The organism is Nocardioides sp. (genome assembly GCF_041600255.1).
Taxonomy (GTDB): domain Bacteria; phylum Actinomycetota; class Actinomycetes; order Propionibacteriales; family Nocardioidaceae; genus Nocardioides.
On the sequence record NZ_JBFIKK010000030.1, the window covers coordinates 1 to 17,667 of the forward strand.

General features: G+C 71.3%; 18 protein-coding genes. All 18 read left to right on the forward strand.

The window, feature by feature from the left end; all coding sequences use genetic code 11:
• A partial coding sequence (locus ABZE72_RS05650) for an AAA family ATPase (protein WP_372728046.1) occupies positions 1-2,439 on the forward strand: 2,439 nt, incomplete at its 5' end.
• Positions 2,439-2,888 (forward strand): acyl-CoA thioesterase, encoded by a 450-nt coding sequence (locus ABZE72_RS05655; RefSeq protein WP_372728047.1) that lies wholly within the window; start codon positions 2,439-2,441, stop codon positions 2,886-2,888. The genes ABZE72_RS05650 and ABZE72_RS05655, both read left to right, overlap by 1 nt.
• 116 nt (positions 2,889-3,004) lie before the next feature.
• Positions 3,005-3,187: a hypothetical protein gene (locus ABZE72_RS05660; protein ID WP_372728048.1), complete on the forward strand. Its 183-nt coding sequence runs from the start codon at positions 3,005-3,007 to the stop codon at positions 3,185-3,187.
• Between the two features lie 74 nt (positions 3,188-3,261).
• Positions 3,262-4,389 carry a signal recognition particle-docking protein FtsY gene (gene ftsY / locus ABZE72_RS05665; protein WP_372728049.1) on the forward strand — a complete coding sequence of 376 codons (1,128 nt, stop codon included), beginning with the start codon at positions 3,262-3,264 and terminating at the stop codon, positions 4,387-4,389.
• 194 nt (positions 4,390-4,583) lie between these two features.
• Positions 4,584-5,909, forward strand: coding sequence for an ammonium transporter (locus ABZE72_RS05670; RefSeq protein ID WP_372728050.1), 1,326 nt, complete (start codon positions 4,584-4,586; stop codon positions 5,907-5,909).
• On the forward strand, positions 5,906-6,244 hold the full coding sequence (locus tag ABZE72_RS05675; protein WP_372728051.1) for a P-II family nitrogen regulator: 339 nt from the start codon (positions 5,906-5,908) through the stop codon (positions 6,242-6,244). The genes ABZE72_RS05670 and ABZE72_RS05675 overlap by 4 nt, the downstream gene beginning before the upstream one ends.
• A 142-nt stretch (positions 6,245-6,386) precedes the next feature.
• Positions 6,387-7,751, forward strand: coding sequence for an ammonium transporter (locus tag ABZE72_RS05680; protein WP_372728052.1), 1,365 nt, complete (start codon positions 6,387-6,389; stop codon positions 7,749-7,751).
• Entirely contained in the window at positions 7,751-8,089 is a 339-nt protein-coding gene (locus ABZE72_RS05685; RefSeq protein WP_372728053.1) for a P-II family nitrogen regulator, read from the forward strand. Before ABZE72_RS05680 ends, ABZE72_RS05685 begins: the two co-directional genes overlap by 1 nt.
• Before the next feature lie 3 nt (positions 8,090-8,092).
• Positions 8,093-10,309, forward strand: coding sequence for a [protein-PII] uridylyltransferase (locus ABZE72_RS05690; protein ID WP_372728054.1), 2,217 nt, complete (start codon positions 8,093-8,095; stop codon positions 10,307-10,309).
• 66 nt (positions 10,310-10,375) lie between these two features.
• Positions 10,376-11,941, forward strand: a complete 1,566-nt coding sequence (gene ffh, locus ABZE72_RS05695) for a signal recognition particle protein (RefSeq protein WP_372728055.1) — start codon at positions 10,376-10,378, stop codon at positions 11,939-11,941.
• The gene (locus ABZE72_RS05700; RefSeq protein ID WP_372728056.1) at positions 11,938-12,309 is read left to right on the forward strand and encodes an NYN domain-containing protein; all 372 of its coding nucleotides are present in this window, start codon (positions 11,938-11,940) and stop codon (positions 12,307-12,309) included. Before ffh ends, ABZE72_RS05700 begins: the two co-directional genes overlap by 4 nt.
• A 120-nt stretch (positions 12,310-12,429) precedes the next feature.
• Positions 12,430-13,512, forward strand: a complete 1,083-nt coding sequence (locus ABZE72_RS05705; protein WP_372728057.1) for an amidohydrolase family protein — start codon at positions 12,430-12,432, stop codon at positions 13,510-13,512.
• A gap of 211 nt (positions 13,513-13,723) precedes the next feature.
• Complete coding sequence (rpsP, locus tag ABZE72_RS05710; RefSeq protein WP_372728058.1) at positions 13,724-14,263, forward strand: 30S ribosomal protein S16; 540 nt, start codon at positions 13,724-13,726, stop codon at positions 14,261-14,263.
• Positions 14,264-14,268: 5 nt separating this feature from the next.
• Positions 14,269-14,511, forward strand: a complete 243-nt coding sequence (locus tag ABZE72_RS05715; RefSeq protein WP_372728059.1) for an RNA-binding protein — start codon at positions 14,269-14,271, stop codon at positions 14,509-14,511.
• Between the two features lie 73 nt (positions 14,512-14,584).
• Positions 14,585-15,133 (forward strand): ribosome maturation factor RimM, encoded by a 549-nt coding sequence (gene rimM, locus ABZE72_RS05720; protein ID WP_372728060.1) that lies wholly within the window; start codon positions 14,585-14,587, stop codon positions 15,131-15,133.
• Between the two features lie 7 nt (positions 15,134-15,140).
• Complete coding sequence (gene trmD, locus ABZE72_RS05725) at positions 15,141-16,280, forward strand: tRNA (guanosine(37)-N1)-methyltransferase TrmD (RefSeq protein ID WP_372728061.1); 1,140 nt, start codon at positions 15,141-15,143, stop codon at positions 16,278-16,280.
• 210 nt (positions 16,281-16,490) lie between these two features.
• Complete coding sequence (gene rplS / locus ABZE72_RS05730) at positions 16,491-16,841, forward strand: 50S ribosomal protein L19 (protein WP_372728062.1); 351 nt, start codon at positions 16,491-16,493, stop codon at positions 16,839-16,841.
• A 37-nt stretch (positions 16,842-16,878) separates the two neighbouring features.
• The gene (gene lepB, locus ABZE72_RS05735) at positions 16,879-17,655 is read left to right on the forward strand and encodes a signal peptidase I (RefSeq protein ID WP_372728063.1); all 777 of its coding nucleotides are present in this window, start codon (positions 16,879-16,881) and stop codon (positions 17,653-17,655) included.
• Positions 17,656-17,667 lie beyond the last annotated feature (12 nt).

The window sequence follows — 17,667 nt, forward strand, 5'->3', positions numbered from 1 at the left end:
CGTCGGGTCGCCGCCCTGCAGCGGGCCGCGGCGGACCGTCGCGAAGGGCTCGCCCGGCTGCACGGCCAGGTCAACGCGCTGAAGTCGCGCGCGGCTGCCGCGGACGACGAGGTGGGGCGTCTGGGTCTGGCCCGTGAGGAGGCGGTGGCCCGCGCCGCCCGCGCGCAACGGGACTTCACCGCGCTCGAGACCAAGGTCGCCGGGCTCGACGCCGGCGAGGAGGGGCTCGACGCCGAGCACGAGGCCGCGAGCGCTGCCCTCGGCGACATCGAGGAGCGGTTGGCCAAGGCGCGCGACGAGGCCCAGCAGGCCGAGCGCGACCGCACCGGACTGCTCGCCCGCAAGGACGCTCTCGAGATGGGGCTGAACCGCAAGGACGGTGCCGGCGCCCTGCTGGCCGCCTCCGACGACGTCTCCGGCCTGCTCGGCTCCGTGGCCGCACTGCTCACCGTCCGTACCGGCTTCGAGGCCGCGGTGGCCGCGGCGCTCGGCTCGGCCGCCGACGCGGTCGCGGTGACCGGCACCGACGCTGCCCTGGCGGCGATCGACCACCTCAAGGGCCAGGACCTCGGCCGCGCCGGCATGCTGCTCGGTGGCGGGCCGCTCGACCCCACGGTCGACGTCGCGACCTGGCCCGCCCTGCCCGACCACGCGGCGTACGCCGTGACGGTGGTGGACTGCCCGGACGAGCTGCGCCCGGCGCTCGCCCGCCTGCTGCACAAGATCGCGGTCGTCGACGACCTCGCCGCTGCCCGTGCCCTGGCCGCCGACCTGCCCGACGTCGTGGCGGTCACCCGCGACGGCGACGTCATCGGCGTGCACTTCGCGTCGGGTGGTTCGTCGCGCCAGCCCAGTCTGATCGAGATCCAGGCGGCGGTCGACGAGGCAGCCGCCCAGTTGGCCGAAGCCGTCGCTGCCGGTGAGCGGCTCGGCTTCGACATGTCCCGCCTGGAGTCCGAGCGGCTCGAGGCGCAGAAGCGGGTCGACGTCGCGCTCGCCAAGCTGCACGAGTCCGACGCCACGCTCGCGGCCGTCGCCGAGGAGCTCGGCCAGTACGGCTCCCAGGCTCGCGCCGCCCGCGGCGAGGCGGAGCGGCTGACCGAGGCGATCGCCAAGGCGGAGGCGGCGCGGGACCAGGACCTCGCCGGGCTGGCCGAGCTGGAGGCACGGCTGGCCCAGGCCGAGGAGGCCACCGACGAGGAGCCCGACACCAGCGTCCGCGAGCAGCTGCTCGAGGCGGCCCGCACGGCGAGGCAGGCCGAGATGGACGGCCGGCTCGCGCTGCGGACCTCCGAGGAGCGGGCCCGGGCGCTGCACGGCCGGGCCGACTCCCTGCGACGGGCGGCGCAGTCCGAGCGCGAGGCGCGCGCCCGGGCCGCGGAACGCCGTGAGCGTCTGATCCGCGAGGGCAGGGCCGCGGAAGCAGTGGGCATCGCGGTGGGCTACGTGCTGGCCCGCCTCGAGGTCTCCGTGCACCGCGCGGCCGAGGCTCGTACGGCGGTGGAGCGTGCCCGCCAGGGCCGCGAGCACCAGCTGCTCGAGATCAGGACCACGCTGCGCGAGCTCGGGCGCGACCACGACGAGCTGGTGAACTCGGTGCACCGCGACGAGATGGCCCGCACCCAGCAGCGGATGCGGATCGAGCAGCTGGAGGAGAAGGCGCTCGAGGAGCTCGGGCTCGACGCCGACGGCCTGCTGGCCGACTACGGCCCCGACCAGCTCGTGCCGCCCACCAGCGAGGACGAGGACGGCAACCCGCCCGACCCCGTGCCGTTCGTGCGCGAGGAGCAGCAGAAGCGGCTGCGCGCGGCCGAGCGCTCCCTGTCGATGCTGGGCCGGGTCAACCCGCTGGCGCTCGAGGAGTTCTCGGCGATGGAGGAGCGGCACAAGTTCCTCACCGAGCAGCTCGAGGACCTGAAGAAGACCCGCAAGGACCTGCTCGACATCGTCAAGGAGGTCGACTCCCGCGTCGAGCAGGTCTTCACCGAGGCGTACGCCGACGTCAGCCGCGCCTTCGACTCGACGTTCACCCGGCTCTTCCCCGGCGGTGAGGGCCGCCTGGTGCTCACCACGCCGGACGACATGCTCAACACCGGGATCGAGGTCGAGGCCCGCCCGGCGGGCAAGAAGGTGAAGCGGCTCTCCCTGCTCTCGGGGGGCGAGCGGTCGCTGGTCGCGGTGGCGTTCCTGGTGGCGCTGTTCAAGGCGCGGCCCTCGCCGTTCTACATTCTCGACGAGGTCGAGGCGGCGCTGGACGACACGAACCTGGGTCGACTGCTGGAGATCTACGAGGAGTTGCGCGAGAACTCCCAACTGCTCGTGATCACGCACCAGAAGCGGACCATGGAGGTCGGGGACGCGCTGTACGGCGTGACGATGCGCGGCGACGGGGTCTCCGCGGTGATCAGCCAGCGGTTGCGCGAAGCCGAGCCCGCCTGATGTCCTCGCCCCGACCCACGCGCGCCGACTACGTCGCGTGGCGCACGGTCACGACCCGCTGGCGCGACGATGACGCGTACGGCCACCTCAACAACGCGACGTACTACGAGCTCTTCGACACGGCCGTGAACGCTCACCTCTTCGAGGCCACCGGACAGAACGTCCGGCTGCTGCCCCGGATCGGGGTGGTCGCGGAGACCTCGTGCCGCTACTTCCGCGAGATCGGCTTCCCGGAACCGATCGAGACCGGCCTGGTGGTGGACAAGGTCGGCACGTCGAGCGTGATCTACCGGATCGGGTTGTTCCAGGGCGACAGCGACGAGGCGGCGGCCGAAGGTCGCTTCGTGCACGTGTACGTCGACAACACCGACCCGTCACGAACGGTTGCCCCCATGCCGGACGAGATCCGCGCCGCCGTGGAGCCGTTGCTCCGGCCCGTCCGCGGGTGATCTGCACCACGGCTGCTGGCTGAGGGGTCGATCGGCGTCTCACGCCGCGGCGTCGAGGTGTGCCACATTGGGCCCGGGGTACTGCTGTCGTGCCCCCCAGGTCTCGGAGGAAACCCGTGCTCGTCGTCACCGCCCTGATGCTTCTCATCCTGCTGCTGTCCGGCCTCGTCGTGACGTTCGTGGCCTTTCCGCATCGCGGGTACGACGTTCCCGGCGCGACCTGGCTGGGCGACGCGATGCGCTCGGCCGTCCTGCGGCTGCCGACCCTGCACAACACCGAGGGCCCGGCCCGCGACTGAGCGCGCCGCGCGAGCGTCCCGGGGCCTGCTCGCCCCGCGACGTCGGGCACGCACCCCTCTGATTGGATTGCGCCATGGGTGACTGGATCTATCTGATCATCGGCATCGCCGTTCTCGGTGTGGCCGTCCTCGTCGGACTGGTGAGCTCGGTCCGCCGTGGCCGCGGCGGCGCAACCGGTACGGACGTCATCGCGCCCCCGCCGACCGACGCGGACGTCGAGGCGCCCGGGGGAGCGGCGCCCACCGCCGTCCTGGAGCCCGAGGCGCCGGTCCTCGAGCGCCCCGAGGGCACGGCCTCCCGGCTGGCCCGGCTCCGCCAGCGGCTCGCCGGCTCCCAGGGAGGACTCGGTCGGGGGCTGCTCGCGCTGCTCTCCCGGGACCGGCTCGACGAGGACACCTGGGAGTCGATCGAGGACACCCTGCTCACCGCCGACATCGGGGTTGCCCCCACCCAGGAACTGGTGGAGCGGCTGCGCACCCGGCTCCGGGTGGACGGCAACGAGGCCGGCGACCCGCGCACGGTGCTCCGCGAGGAGCTGCTCGCGTTGGTCGACCCCACGATGGACCGCCGGCTCCAGGTCACCGGAGCCGACGGTCGGCCCGGCGTGGTCCTGGTCGTCGGCGTGAACGGCGCCGGCAAGACCACGACCGTCGGCAAGATCGCCCGGATCCTGGTGGCCGAGGACCGCTCCGTCGTGCTGGGCGCGGCCGACACGTTCCGAGCCGCCGCCGTCGAGCAGCTGGCCACCTGGGGTGAGCGGGTCGGCGTCGAGGTCGTCCGTGGCCCGGAGGGCACCGACCCCGCCAGCGTCGCGTTCGAGGCGGTGAAGGAGGGCGTGGACTCCGGCGTGGACACGGTCATCGTGGACACCGCCGGCCGGCTGCAGAACAAGGCCGGTCTGATGGACGAGCTTGGCAAGGTCAAGCGCGTCATCGAGAAGCAGGCCCCGGTCACCGAGGTGCTGCTGGTCCTGGACGCCACCACCGGTCAGAACGGGATGATCCAGGCGCGGGTGTTCAGCGAGGTCGTGAACGTCACCGGGATCGTGCTCACCAAGCTCGACGGGTCGGCCAAGGGTGGGATCGTGGTCGCCGTCCAGCGTGAGCTCGGCGTACCGGTGAAGCTGGTCGGCCTCGGGGAGGGCGCCGACGACCTGGCACCGTTCGACGCCGGCGCCTTCGTCGACGCGCTGCTCGGCTGAGCAGTCCGGGCCCCGAGCGGGCGTAACACCGACGTAACAGCCGCCGCCCACTCGTTGCCTGATGGCAACACGAGGGAGCGCGCTGCGAAACCTCCACCTTCGATGGTTGGTCTCGAAGGGGGCGGTCCGCTCAGCGCCGACATCGACGTCGCACTGGCGGAGCCGCCTCTCCGAGATTCGATCCTGGAGGTTCCATGGACTACGGCTATCACGCCTGGATGCTGGTGGCAGCGTCCCTCGTCCTGATGATGACGACACCCGCCCTCGCGCTGTTCTACGGCGGGATGAGTCGTTCCAAGTCCGTGCTGAACATGATGATGATGTCGTTCACGGCTGCCGGCATCGTCGGCATCGTCTACGTCCTGTGGGGCTGGTCGATGTCGTTCGGCAGCCAGGACATCGGGATGATCATCAACAACCCGTTCGAGACCTTCGGGCTCAGCGGCATCGCCGGGCAGGACTACATCTTCGTCGGCTTCCAGATGACCTTCGCGATCATCACCGCCGCCCTGATCAGCGGCGCGGTGGCCGACCGGCTCAAGTTCTCGGCCTGGGTCATGTTCGTCCCGCTCTGGCTGACGCTGTCCTACTTCCCGATCGCCCACATGGTGTGGGGCGGCGGCTTCCTGGGTGACGCGGCGAACGGTGTCTCGGGGCTGCTCTTCGACGGCGACCCGCTCCCGATCGACTACGCCGGCGGCACGGTCGTGCACGTCAACGCCGGTGTCGCCGCTCTGGTCCTGGTGCTCCTGCTGGGCAAGCGGCTGGGCTTCGGCAGCGAGCCGATGAAGCCGCACAACCTGACGCTGACGATGGTCGGCGCAGGCCTGCTGTGGTTCGGCTGGTACGGGTTCAACGTCGGCTCGATCGTCTTCGGCGGCGAGAGCCCCGAGGCCGACGCCACGCAGTTCATCAGCGAGACCAGCCTGGTGTGGCTCAACACGACGGTGGCGGCGGCAGCCGGCATCATCGGTTGGCTGATCGTCGAGAAGATTCGGGACCGCAAGGCCACCTCGCTCGGTGCCGCCTCGGGTGTGGTCGCCGGGCTGGTCGCGATCACGCCGGCCTGTCAGGCGCTCTCGCCGGTCGGTGCGATCCTGCTCGGTCTGGTCGCCGGTGGCCTCTGCGCCATCGCGGTGGGCTGGAAGCACACGCTCGGGTACGACGACTCGCTCGACGTCGTCGGCGTCCACCTCGTCGGTGGTCTCGTCGGCACCGTCGGTGCCGGCTTCCTCAGCACCAGCTCTGGGCTGCTCTACGGCCACGGGTTCCAGCAGCTCGTGGTGCAGGTTCTCGTGGTGCTCGTCGCCATCGTCTGGTCCGGTGTGGCGACCCTGCTCGTCGGCCTGCTGGTCAAGTACACGATCGGTCTGCGCATCGCCGAGGAGGACGAGGTCGAGGGCATCGACTTCGTCGAGCACGGTGAGTCCGCCTACGACCTGAGCCCCGGTGGCGGCGGTCGTCGTACCGCCTCCTCCGTCCTGGCTCGCAAGACCGTCTCGGAAGGGGCACACGCATGAAGCTCGTCACCGCCATCATCAAGCCGCACAAGTGGGAGGACGTCCGCGAGGCGCTCGAGACCTTCGGAGTGACGGGCATGACCGTCAGCGAGGTCAGCGGCTACGGCCGCCAGAAGGGCCACACGGAGGTCTACCGGGGCGCGGAGTACGACATCGCCCTGGTCCCGAAGCTGCGGATCGAGATCGTCGTCGACGACGGCGATGCCGAGGACGTGATCGGCATCGTGCTGAAGACGGCACAGACCGGCCGGATCGGCGACGGCAAGGTGTGGGTCAGCCCGCTCGACAGTGTCGTCCGGGTCCGCACCGGTGACCGCGACGGGGCGGCCATCTAACTGCCGGTCACTCCCCGGTGCCCGCCGTACGCCGCGTGGGCACCGGGGAGTTCACCCGGTCGTCACAGACGGGCCGGGGCATTTACCTGCCCGAAACACACCCTGCTGCGTCCGGTAACGGAAAGCCCTCAGGCTGTCCGCCATGACCGGACCGGCCCTCACCTCTGTCGCGCTCGCCCCCCTGGCCCCCGCGGGTCTCGACTCGGGCGACACGGCCTGGCTGCTGGCGGCGTCCGCGCTGGTGCTGCTGATGGCCCCCGGCCTCGCGCTCTTCTACGGCGGCATGGTCCGCTCGAAGAGCGTCCTCAACATGATGATGATGACCTTCGGCGCGCTGGCCGTGATCGTGGTGGTCTGGGTGCTCGTGGGCTACTCGATCGCCTTCGGTGACGACCTCGGCTGGGGCCTGCTCGGCGATCCGCGGCAGTACGCCGGCCTCGGCGGGCTGATGGATCCCGACGCGAACGGGGGTTCGAGCGTCCCGCTGATCCTCTTCGCGGTCTTTCAGGGCCTCTTCTGCGTGATCACCGGCGCCCTCGTCTCGGGGGCGATCGCGGACCGGGCGCGGTTCGGTGCCTGGCTGGTCTTCATCGGTGTCTGGACGATGCTGGTCTACGCCCCGATCGCGCACTGGATCTTCGACTTCGACTCCGAGGGTCACGTCGGCGGATGGATGGCGAACCGGCTCGGGGTCCTGGACTTCGCCGGCGGGACGGCCGTGGAGATCACGTCGGGTGCCTCCGGCCTGGCTCTGGCGATCGTGCTGGGCCGTCGGGTCGGCTTCGGCCGGGATCCGATGCGGCCGCACAACCTGACCCTGGTCATGCTCGGTGCAGGCCTGCTCTGGTTCGGCTGGTTCGGCTTCAACGCCGGCTCCGCCCTGGGCGCCAACCAGACCGCTGCGGTGGTCTTCGTGACCACGCTGGTCGCCGGAGCCGCTGGCTCGCTCGGCTGGATCCTGCTGGAGCGCCTGCGCGACGGCCACGCGACGTCGCTCGGTGCCGCCTCGGGACTGGTCGCCGGGCTCGTCGCGATCACGCCGTCGTGTGCCTCGCTCTCGCCGATCGGGGCGATCCTGATGGGCACCGTCGCCGGCGTGGTCTGTGCCTTGGCCGTGGGCCTGAAGTACCGCTTCGGGTACGACGACTCCCTCGACGTGGTGGGGGTCCACCTGATCGGCGGCATCGTCGGGACCTTGGGCATCGGACTGATCGGGACCGCTGCCGCGCCCACCGGTGTCGACGGACTCTTCTACGGTGGCGGCGTCGACCAGCTGGGTCGTCAGGCGCTCGGAGGTGGGGTGGTCCTCGTGTACGCCTTCGTGATGTCCGGCATCATCGGGATCGTCGTCGACAAGCTGATGGGCTTCCGGATCGACGAGGAGCACGAGATCACCGGGATCGACCTGGTCGTCCACGCCGAGACGGCCTACGACCTGCACGCCACCGCCGGCACACGCTCGGCGGGAACCGGATTCCTGGGCCACGCCCAGCGCGAGGAGAACTGATGAAGCTCGTCACCGCCGTCATCAAGCCGCACAAGTGGGAGGACACCCGCGCCGCCCTGGAGACCGTCGGCGTCACCGGCATGACCGTGAGCGAGGTCAGCGGCTACGGCCGCCAGAAGGGCCACACGGAGGTCTACCGGGGTGCGGAGTACGACATCGCCCTGGTCCCCAAGATCCGGATCGAGATCGTCGTGAACGACGACGACGTGACCGCGGTGGTGGACGCAGTGGTCCAGGCCGCCCAGACCGGCAAGATCGGTGACGGCAAGGTGTGGGTCTCCCCGGTCGAGGCGGTCGTGCGGGTGCGCACCGGGGACCGCGACGACACGGCGATCTGATCGATGACGGCGGCCGAGCGAGCGAGCCGCACCGCGTCGGCCGACGAGCTCTGCACTGCGGCGTACGCCGCCTGCGGGGGGCCGGAGGTCGGGGTCGCCCTGGTGGCGGTGGGCGGCTACGGCCGCCGCGAGCTGGCGCCGTACTCGGACCTGGACGTGGTCCTCGTCCACGACGAGGGGGTCGAGCTCGGCGAGCTGGCCGAGAAGCTCTGGTACCCGCTGTGGGACTCGGGTGCCAAGGTCGACCACTCGGTGCGCACACTGCCCCAGATGCTCGAGCAGGCCGACGCCGACCTCAGGGTCGCCCTGGGCCTGCTGGACCTGCGGCACCTGGCCGGTGATCCCAACCTGACCCTGCGCCTGCGCACCACGGCCCTGGCGCAGTGGCGCCGGCGGGCCCGCGAGCGACTGCCGGAGCTGAAGCGGCTCGTGGCGGGCCGGCACCAGCAGGTGGGGGAGCTGGCCCACCTCTCCGTGCCCGACCTCAAGGAGGCGGAGGGCGGGGTGCGCGACGCCACCGTGCTCAAGGCGTTGGTCGCCACCTGGTTGGTGGACGTGCCGCACGTCGAGCTCGAGCGTTGTCGGATCGCCCTGCTCGACGTGCGTGACGTGGTGCAGGACGTGGCCGGCCGCGCCACCGACCGGGTGGCCCCCGAGGTGTGGGGCGACGTCGCCGAGCGTCTGGAGCTGCTGGACGCCCGAGCGGCCCAGACCCAGATCCGTGAGCTCGGTCGGCGGATCACCCACCTCTCCCGACTGACCTGGCGTCGCGTCGACGCCGTGCTCGCCCGCCCGACGTCGGTGCGCACCGCGCGTCGCCCCTCGCTCCAGCCCCTGGGCCGCGGCGTCGCGCTCTCCTCCGGCGAGGTGGTGCTCGACAACCGGGCGCGACCGGGCGAGGATCCCGAGCTGCTGTTGCGCGCCAGCGCCCTCGCGGCCGAGGGCGACGCCGTGCTGGCACCGTCGACCGCTGCCCGGCTGGTGCGGGAGTGCGGCGACCTGGGGGACCCGTGGTCCGACGAGGCCCGGCACCTGCTGGTCCGGCTGCTGGCGTCGGGACGTGGCCTGCTGCCGATCTGGGAGACCCTGGAGGAGACGGGCGCGCTGGCCCGGATCCTGCCCGAGTGGGAGCGGATCCGGCTGGTGCCGCACGCGTCGGTCATCCATCGCTACACCGTCGACCGGCACGTGGTGGAGACCTGCATCGAAGCCGGCGGACTGATCCGGTCGGTGGCTCGGCCCGACGTGCTGATGGTGGCGGCCCTGCTGCACGACATCGGGAAGGGGACGCAGGAGGAGCACTGCGCCGCGGGGGAGCCGATCGCCCGCGAGATCGCCCGGCGGATGGGCTTCGACGAGGCCGCCGTGGAGCTGATCGCGCTGCTCGTGCGCTGGCACCTGCTGCTCGCCGAGACCGCCACCACGCGCGACCCCGAGGACCCGGCGACCGTCGACCTCGTCGTCGAGCGGGTCGGCACCGCCGAAGCCCTGTCTCTGCTGACCGCCCTCACCGAGGCCGACGCCCGGGCGACCTCGACCCAGGCCTGGACGACGTGGCGGGCAGGCCTGGTGCGCGACCTCGCCCGGCGTACGGCGTCCGTGCTCGCCTCGGGCGACTCCGCGCCCCGGGTCCGCACGGAACCGGTCGAGATCCCCCCGGCCGCACGAGAGGGCTCGGTCGGGATCTCGGTGGCGCCGTACCGGGACGGGACGCGGGTGACCACGATCGCGGCCGACCGGGTCGGCCTGCTGGCCGACTGGGCGGCGATGCTCGCCCTGCAGCGGCTACCGATCCGGGCGGCCCGCGTCTGGTCCCAGGACGGGTACGGCGTGACGGTCTGGGAGGTCGGGGACGAACACGTCGACGCAGCGGTCCTGCGCCAGCGCTACGACGCCATCGTGGACGGTCGGCTGGACCCGCTGAGCCGACTGCGCCCCTCCGAAACCCGCGCCCTGGCCCCCGCGGTCCGGGTGCGCGCGGGCGCCTCCGACGACTCCACCGTGCTCGAGGTCCGGGCCGCGGATCGTCCGGGGGTCGTCTACCTGGTCTGTGCGGCGCTGTCCGCCGCGAGGGTCACGGTCCGGTCCGCCCACGTGGACACGCTGGGGCCCCAGGCGGTCGACGTCTTCTACCTCCAGGACCTCCAGGGCCGGCCGCTGAATGACTCCCGGGCCGAGTCCGTGACGCTCGCCGTACGCTCCGCGCTCTCCGGCGAGTGAGGGAGTCGGCACGACCCCGGTTAGTCTTGGACGACGACTGGCCCGCGCACGACCAAGAGGACTGACTTGTTCGCCACACTCTCCGACCGCCTCGCCGACACGTTCAAGAACCTGCGCGGCAAGGGGCGCCTGTCCGAGGCCGACATCGATGCCACGGCCCGGGAGATCCGGATCGCGCTGCTCGAGGCCGATGTCGCCCTGCCCGTGGTCAAGCAGTTCGTGGGGGCGGTCAAGGAGCGCGCCCGCGGCGAAGAGGTCAGCGGCGCGCTGAACCCGGCCCAGCAGATCATCAAGATCGTCAACGAGGAGCTCGTGACGATCCTCGGTGGGGAGACCCGCCGACTGCGCTACGCCAAGACCGGCCCGACCGTGATCATGCTCGCCGGCCTCCAGGGCGCGGGCAAGACGACGCTGGCCGCGAAGCTGGCGCACTGGCTCAAGGAGCAGGGCAAGACCCCGATCCTGGTCGCCTGCGACCTGCAGCGACCCAACGCGGTCAAGCAGCTGCAGGTCAACGGTGAGCGCGTCGGCGTACCCGTCTTCGCGCCCGAGCCCGGCAACGGCGTCGGCGACCCGGTCTCGGTGGCCCGCGCTTCCATCGAGGAGGCCAAGCGCAAGCTCCACGACGTGGTCATCGTCGACACCGCCGGCCGGCTCGGTGTCGACGCCGAGCTGATGCAGCAGGCCTCCGACATCCGCGACGCCGTCCAGCCCGACGAGGTCCTCTTCGTCGTCGACGCCATGATCGGTCAGGACGCGGTCGTCACGGCGCAGGCGTTCCTCGACGGGGTCGGGTACGACGGCGTCGTCCTCACCAAGCTCGACGGCGACGCCCGCGGTGGTGCCGCGCTGTCGATCGCCTCGCTCACCGGCAAGCCGGTCATGTTCGCCTCCAACGGCGAGAAGATGACCGACTTCGACCTGTTCCACCCCGACCGCATGGCGTCGCGCATCCTCGACATGGGCGACATGATGACCCTGATCGAGCAGGCCGAGAAGACCTTCGACCAGGAACAGTCGATGAAGGCCGCCGCGAAGCTGAGCGGCCAGGGCGGCGAGTTCACCCTCGACGACTTCCTGCAGCAGATGCAGCAGCTGCGCAAGCTCGGATCGATGTCGAAGATCATGGGGATGCTCCCGGGGATGGGGCAGTTCCGCGAGCAGCTCGAGAACTTCGACGAGCGGGAGATCGACCGGATCCAGGCGATCATCCAGTCGATGACGCCGGCCGAGCGGAACAACCCCAAGCTCATCGACGGCTCGCGGCGCGCCCGGATCGCGCGGGGTGCCGGCCGCCAGGTCTCCGACGTCAACCAGCTCGTCGACCGCTTCTTCGAGGCGCGCAAGATGATGATGTCGATGGCCAAGGGCGGCGGGATCCCAGGGATGCCGGGCATGCCCGGGATGGGTGGTCCCAAGCGCGGCAAGGCCAAGCCGCAGCCGAAGAAGGGCAAGGGCGCCAAGCGTTCGGGCAACCCGGCTAAGGCAGCGCAGGAGGCCGCGAAGGCGGCCGAGAAGGAGAAGGCCGCCGCGGCCAACCCGTTCGGCTCGCCGGCCGGCGAGGAGCTGGACTACGAGAAGGCCGCCGCTGCCCTCGACCTGCCCAAGGACTTCTCCAAGTTCCTGAAGTGAGCACCACGCTGGTCGTCGACGGCGCGAACGTCGTCGGCTCGCGCCCCGACGGGTGGTGGAAGGACCGCGCCGGGGCCGCCCGTCGGCTGCATGAGGGGCTGCTGGTGGCCGACACGTCGTACGACGTGATCGTGCTGGTGCTCGAGGGGCAGGCCAAGGGCGGCGTACGCCCGGGCCGGGACGGCCACCTGCGCACTGTGCACGCCAAGCGCGACGGCGACGAGGCGATCGTGGCGGAGGCGAGAGCGGCGGTGGAGCGCGGTGACCGGGTCACGGTGGTGACCGCGGACCGGTTCCTCCAGGCCCGGGTCGAGGGGGTCGGTGCGATGGCGATGAGCCCGACCTGGCTCCTCGACCAGCTGGACTGAGGGTGTCGGGATCCCCGGATCTCCGGGGAACTTGGCGCTTATCGGGGGTTGCAACGGCCTGGAAGCGCCAACATCCCCGGATATCCGGGGATCCCTGCGCGCCGCGATAGCGTCACCGGCATGACTGCGCAGCCACCCCTGAGGTTCAGCGGACCGGTCCTGCCCGACGGCGAGCCCCGCGACGTGTACGTCGTCGACGGGCGCATCACCCATGAGCGCCAGCCCGGCGCCGAGACCGCCGCGACCGGCTGGATCCTCCCCGGTCTGGTCGACGCCCACAACCACCTCGGGCTCGAGGACGGGGGAGCCGTCTCCGACGAGGAGACCGAGGAGCAGGCCCGCCAGGATCGCGACACCGGGGTCCTCCTGCTGCGCGACTGCGGCTCACCCGCCGACACCCGGTGGGTCCACGAGCGCGAGGACCTTCCCCGGCTGATCCGGGCCGGGCGTCACCTCGCCCGCACCAAGCGCTACATCCGCAACTATGCCCACGAGGTCGAGCCCGAGGACCTCCCCGCGTACGCCGCCGAGCAGGCGCGCGGCAGCGACGGCTGGGTGAAGCTGGTGGGGGACTGGATCTCGCGTGAGACCGGCGACCTCTCGCCCTCCTTCCCGTCCGAGGCGTTCGCGGCCGCGATCGCCGCTGCCCACGACAACGGCGCGAAGGTCACCGCACACTGCTTCGGCCGGGAGGTCCTCCAGGGGCTGCTCGACGCCGGTATCGACTGCCTCGAGCACGGCACCGGGCTGAGCGTCGACCAGGTCGAGCAGATGGCGGCCAACGGGGTCGCCCTGGTGCCGACCGTGCTGCAGACCGCCAAGTTCCCCGGCTTCGCCGACGCCGGCCGGGAGAAGTTCCCCGACTACGCCGCCACCATGGAGCAGCTGCACGCCCGCCGCCGCGAGACGCTGATGGCGGCGTACGAAGCCGGTGTCCAGCTGTACGTCGGCAGCGACGGCGGCGGCACGGGTCGCCACGGCCACCTCGACGAGGAGATCCGGGCGATGGTCGAGATGGGCCTGCCGGCCGAGTACGTCGTGGGCGCCGCCTCCTGGCGTGGTCGGGAGTGGCTCGGTTGGGGCGGCGGACTCGACGAGGGCGCCCCCGCGGACTTCGTCGTCTACGAGCGCAACCCTGTCGAGGACCTGAGCGTCCTGCGGTCCCCGACCCGGGTCGTCCTGCGGGGCCGCGTCGTCGCCTGACACCCGATCCGGAGAGGTGGCCGGGTGGCCGTCCGGGCGGCGCCGGGCCTGATTTCGGCTGTGGTCGCACCATCTGGCAGAATCTCATCTGAGTCCTGCGTGATCGGTCCCTCTCAACCGGCCGCGCAGAGCCCATCGAGGATCCCGACCCGGTCCCCACCTGGTCCCCGGGAGCCTCACCACACACAACTTTCAAGGAGACACCACAAACGTGGCCGTCAAGATTCGTTTGAAGCGCATGGGCAAGGTCCGCGTGCCGCAGTACCGCATCGTCGTCGTCGACTCCCGCAAGAAGCGGGACGGTCGCGTGATCGAGGAGATCGGCAAGTACCACCCCAAGGAGGACCCGTCCTTCATCTCGGTGGTCTCCGAGCGTGCGCAGTACTGGCTGGGTGTCGGCGCGCAGCCGACCGAGGCCGTCGAGGTCCTGCTCAAGATCACCGGTGACTGGCAGACCTACTACGGTCTCCCCGGCGCCGAGGGCACCCTCAAGGTCGCCGAGCCGAAGCGCGACAAGCTCGACATCTTCAACGAGGCGCTCAAGGAGGCTCACTCCGAGCCCAAGGGCGACGCGGTGACCAAGAAGGCCGCCTCGAAGAAGTCCGAGAAGGCTGCCGACGAGGCTCCTGCCGCCGAGGCTCCCGCTGAGGCTCCGGCCGAGGCGCCCGCCGAGGTCCCCGCGTCGGAGACCCCTGAGGGTGCCGCCGCTGAGGCCGAGGCCGCCGAGGGCACCGAGAAGTCGGAGTCCTGAGCCTCATGCTCGCCGAGGCTCTCGAGCACCTGGTGCGCGGCGTCGTGGACAACCCCGACGACGTCTCGGTGCGCGACAAGCAGCTGCGCAGTGGCTCGATCCTCGAGGTCCGGGTGCACCCCGACGACCTCGGCAAGGTGATCGGCCGCGCCGGTCGCACCGCCACGGCCTTCCGCACGGTTGTCTCCGCGCTGGCCGGCCGGGGTGGCGCACGCGTCGACTTCGTCGACGTCGACCGTCGCCGCTGAGCTGAATCAACCGCTTGAATGGGTGCCGTCCCCTCGGGGGCGGCACCCATTCGGTGTATCCGGAGGAGAACTAGTGGAGACCATCGAGGTCGTCGTCGCACGGATCGGCAAGCCGCACGGCGTTCGCGGCGAGGTCACCGTGGACGTGCGCACCGACGAGCCGGAGCGGCGGTTCGCGGTCGGTTCGGTGCTGCGCGCCGAGCCCCCAGCGGGCTCCAGCAGCCCGCTGCGCCGGGTGACGGTCTCCCGTTCCCGCTGGCACCAGACCCGTCTGCTGCTGACCTTCGAGGAGATCAACGGCCGTGACGAGGCGGAGGCAGCCCGGGGGACCGTGCTGCACGCCACCATCGCGGCCGACGAGAGCCCCGAGGACCCGGACGAGTACTACGACCACCAGCTGGTCGGGCTTGCCGCGCACGACCTCGACGGGACGCTCCTGGGAACGGTCACCGGCCTCGTGCACGGGGGCGCCCAGGACCTGCTGGCCATCCGTACGCCGCAGGGCCGCGACACGCTCGTCCCGTTCGTCAAGGCGCTGGTGCCCGAGGTGGACCTGGCCGGCGGCCGGGTGGTCGTCGCCGACCGGCCCGGGCTGGTCACGCCGCTGCCCGACGACGAGTGAGGCGGACGTGAGAATCGACGTCCTCACGATCTTCCCGGGCTACCTCGCGCCGCTCGAGCTGTCCTTGGCCGGCAAGGCCCGCGACAAGGGGCTGCTCGACATCCGGGTGCACGACCTGCGCACCTGGGCCCATGACCGGCACCACACCGTCGACGACACGCCGTACGGCGGCGGCGCCGGCATGGTGCTCAAGCCCGAGCCCTGGGGCGAGGCCTTCGACGAGCTCGGCATCGACGGCGCCACCGTCATCGTGACCACGCCCTCGGGCGTGCCGTTCAGCCAGGAGCTGGCCCGTGAGCTCGCGGGTCGCGACCGGCTGGTCTTCGCCTGCGGTCGCTACGAGGGCATCGACCAGCGCGTCATCGACCACGCCCGCACCCGTGCCGAGGTCCTGGAGATCTCGATCGGTGACTACGTCCTCAACGGGGGAGAGGTCGCCGCGCTGGCCATCACCGAGGCCGTGGTGCGGCTGGTGCCCGGCTTCATGGGCAACCCGGAGTCGCTCACCGAGGAGTCCCACGAGGACGGCCTGCTGGAGTACCCGGTCTACACCAAGCCCGCGACCTGGCGCGGCCAGGAAGTGCCCGCCGTCCTGCGCTCGGGTGACCACGCAGCGATCGCCGCCTGGCGCCACGACCAGGCCCTGCGCCGGACCGTCGAACGGCGACCCGACCTCGCCCACCCGGCGCAGCTGCTCGACGACGTCGAGGTGCGCCTGGTGGCCCTGGCCGACGCCGGTGAGTTGCTGACCCTCCAGCGCGCCTGCTGGGTGCAGGAGCAGGTCGCCAACCCCGACGTCGAGATGGACGCCCTGCGCGAGTCCCTCGAGGACGTCGTCGCTTGGATCGGCGAGGGCACCGTGCTGGTGGCCCGCGCCGCCGGGCGCCTGGTCGGCGCGGTACGCGGTCGGCTGCGCGAGGACACCTGGGACGTCGGTCGGCTGATGGTGGCCCCCGACCTGCAGGGCCGTGGTCTCGGGCGTCGGCTGCTCTCCGCGATCGAGGCCGCCGCTCCCGCCGACGCCACGTCGTTCGAGCTCCGCACGGGCGCGGGCAGCGTCCGGAACCAGAAGATGTACAAGAAGGCCGGCTACCGCCTCGCCGGTCGATCGGGCCCGGGCGCGGTCCGGATGACCAAGTCGCGCTGAGCCCCGAATTCACGGCGTACGGCGCGCCTGTGGCAAACTTGCTCCTCGGCTCAGTCGGCCAAAGATGGATCGCCCCGAGGGACTCGTCCCAGCAGGGGATCCGCGTCAGGTTCCTGCCACAGGGGGAGCACGGCGCCGCCGGCCATCCAGGCTCAGCCACCGACACCGCACCCGTACCGCGGCTGACCTGTGGCAACCGTGAGGAGAGTCATGACCAACGTCATCACCGAGCTCGCCGACGCGCACAAGCGCTCGGACGTCCCGCACTTCCGTGCCGGCGACACCATCAAGGTCCACGTCAAGGTCGTCGAGGGCAACCGCTCGCGCGTCCAGATCTTCCAGGGCGTCGTCCTGCGCGTTCAGGGTTCCGGCATCGGCCGCACCTTCACCGTCCGCAAGGTCTCCTTCGGTGTCGGCGTCGAGCGCACCTTCCCGATCAACTCCCCGATCTTCGACCAGGTCGAGATCGTGACCCGCGGCGACGTGCGCCGCGCCAAGCTGTACTACCTGCGCAACCTGCGCGGCAAGGCAGCCAAGATCAAGGAGCGTCGCGAGGCCTGAGCCTTCGACGCAGACACAGCATCGTTACGCTCTCCGCGTGACCACCGAAGACCGCGACCAGCCGTTCACCGTCGATTCCGGCGGGGCAGGTTCGCGGTCTTCGCGTTCTCCCAGGAAGCACCTGCCGGTGTGGCAGGAGACCATCCTGCTGCTGGGCATCGCGCTGGTCCTCGCGATCGTGATCAAGGCGCTCTTCGTCCAGGCCTTCTACATCCCGTCGGAGTCGATGGAGCCGGGTCTGGTGCGCAACGACCGGATCCTCGTGCAGAAGGTCTCCTACTGGTTGGACGGCACTCCCCAGCGCGGGGACGTCGTCGTCTTCAAGGACCCGGGCGATTGGCTCGGTCCGCAGGAGTCCGCCGGGCCCCAGGGGGTGGTTCCCCAGGTGCTGGCCCGGATCGGGCTCTACCCGTCCGGGGGGCACCTCGTGAAGCGCGTGATCGGGGTCGCGGGGGACACCATCGAGTGCTGCGACGAACAGGGGCGGATCTCGGTCAACGGCGTCCCGCTCGACGAACAGCCGTACGCCAAGATCAAGGGCGCCAAGTGCTACGGCCCGATGACCGGGCGCTGCAACTGGACGGCCGGTCCGGTGCCCGAGGGGCGGATCTTCGTGATGGGCGACAACCGCAACCACTCCGCCGACTCCACGGTGCACATGTGCTCGCGCAACGAGACCGACTGCGTGCCGGGCGACGAGTTCGTCCCGGCCGACCTCGTCGTGGGCCGCGTCTTCGTCCTGCTGTGGCCGGCGGCCCGTTTCACCTGGGTGGAGCGACCCGAGGCCTTCGAGGCCATCCCCGACGCCTCCTAGGAGGCCGGCGAG

What these genes read in the sequence shown, in the direction of transcription:
- ABZE72_RS05680 (WP_372728052.1), top strand. Translation starts at nt 6,387, where the DNA reads ATGACCGGACCGGCCCTCACCTCTGTCGCGCTCGCCCCCCTGGCCCCC.
- ABZE72_RS05685 (WP_372728053.1), top strand. Translation starts at nt 7,751, where the DNA reads ATGAAGCTCGTCACCGCCGTCATCAAGCCGCACAAGTGGGAGGACACC.
- ABZE72_RS05670 (WP_372728050.1), top strand. Translation starts at nt 4,584, where the DNA reads ATGGACTACGGCTATCACGCCTGGATGCTGGTGGCAGCGTCCCTCGTC.
- ABZE72_RS05705 (WP_372728057.1), top strand. Translation starts at nt 12,430, where the DNA reads ATGACTGCGCAGCCACCCCTGAGGTTCAGCGGACCGGTCCTGCCCGAC.
- ABZE72_RS05675 (WP_372728051.1), top strand. Translation starts at nt 5,906, where the DNA reads ATGAAGCTCGTCACCGCCATCATCAAGCCGCACAAGTGGGAGGACGTC.
- ABZE72_RS05715 (WP_372728059.1), top strand. Translation starts at nt 14,269, where the DNA reads ATGCTCGCCGAGGCTCTCGAGCACCTGGTGCGCGGCGTCGTGGACAAC.
- ABZE72_RS05655 (WP_372728047.1), top strand. Translation starts at nt 2,439, where the DNA reads ATGTCCTCGCCCCGACCCACGCGCGCCGACTACGTCGCGTGGCGCACG.
- rplS (WP_372728062.1), top strand. Translation starts at nt 16,491, where the DNA reads ATGACCAACGTCATCACCGAGCTCGCCGACGCGCACAAGCGCTCGGAC.
- ABZE72_RS05690 (WP_372728054.1), top strand. Translation starts at nt 8,093, where the DNA reads ATGACGGCGGCCGAGCGAGCGAGCCGCACCGCGTCGGCCGACGAGCTC.
- ftsY (WP_372728049.1), top strand. Translation starts at nt 3,262, where the DNA reads ATGGGTGACTGGATCTATCTGATCATCGGCATCGCCGTTCTCGGTGTG.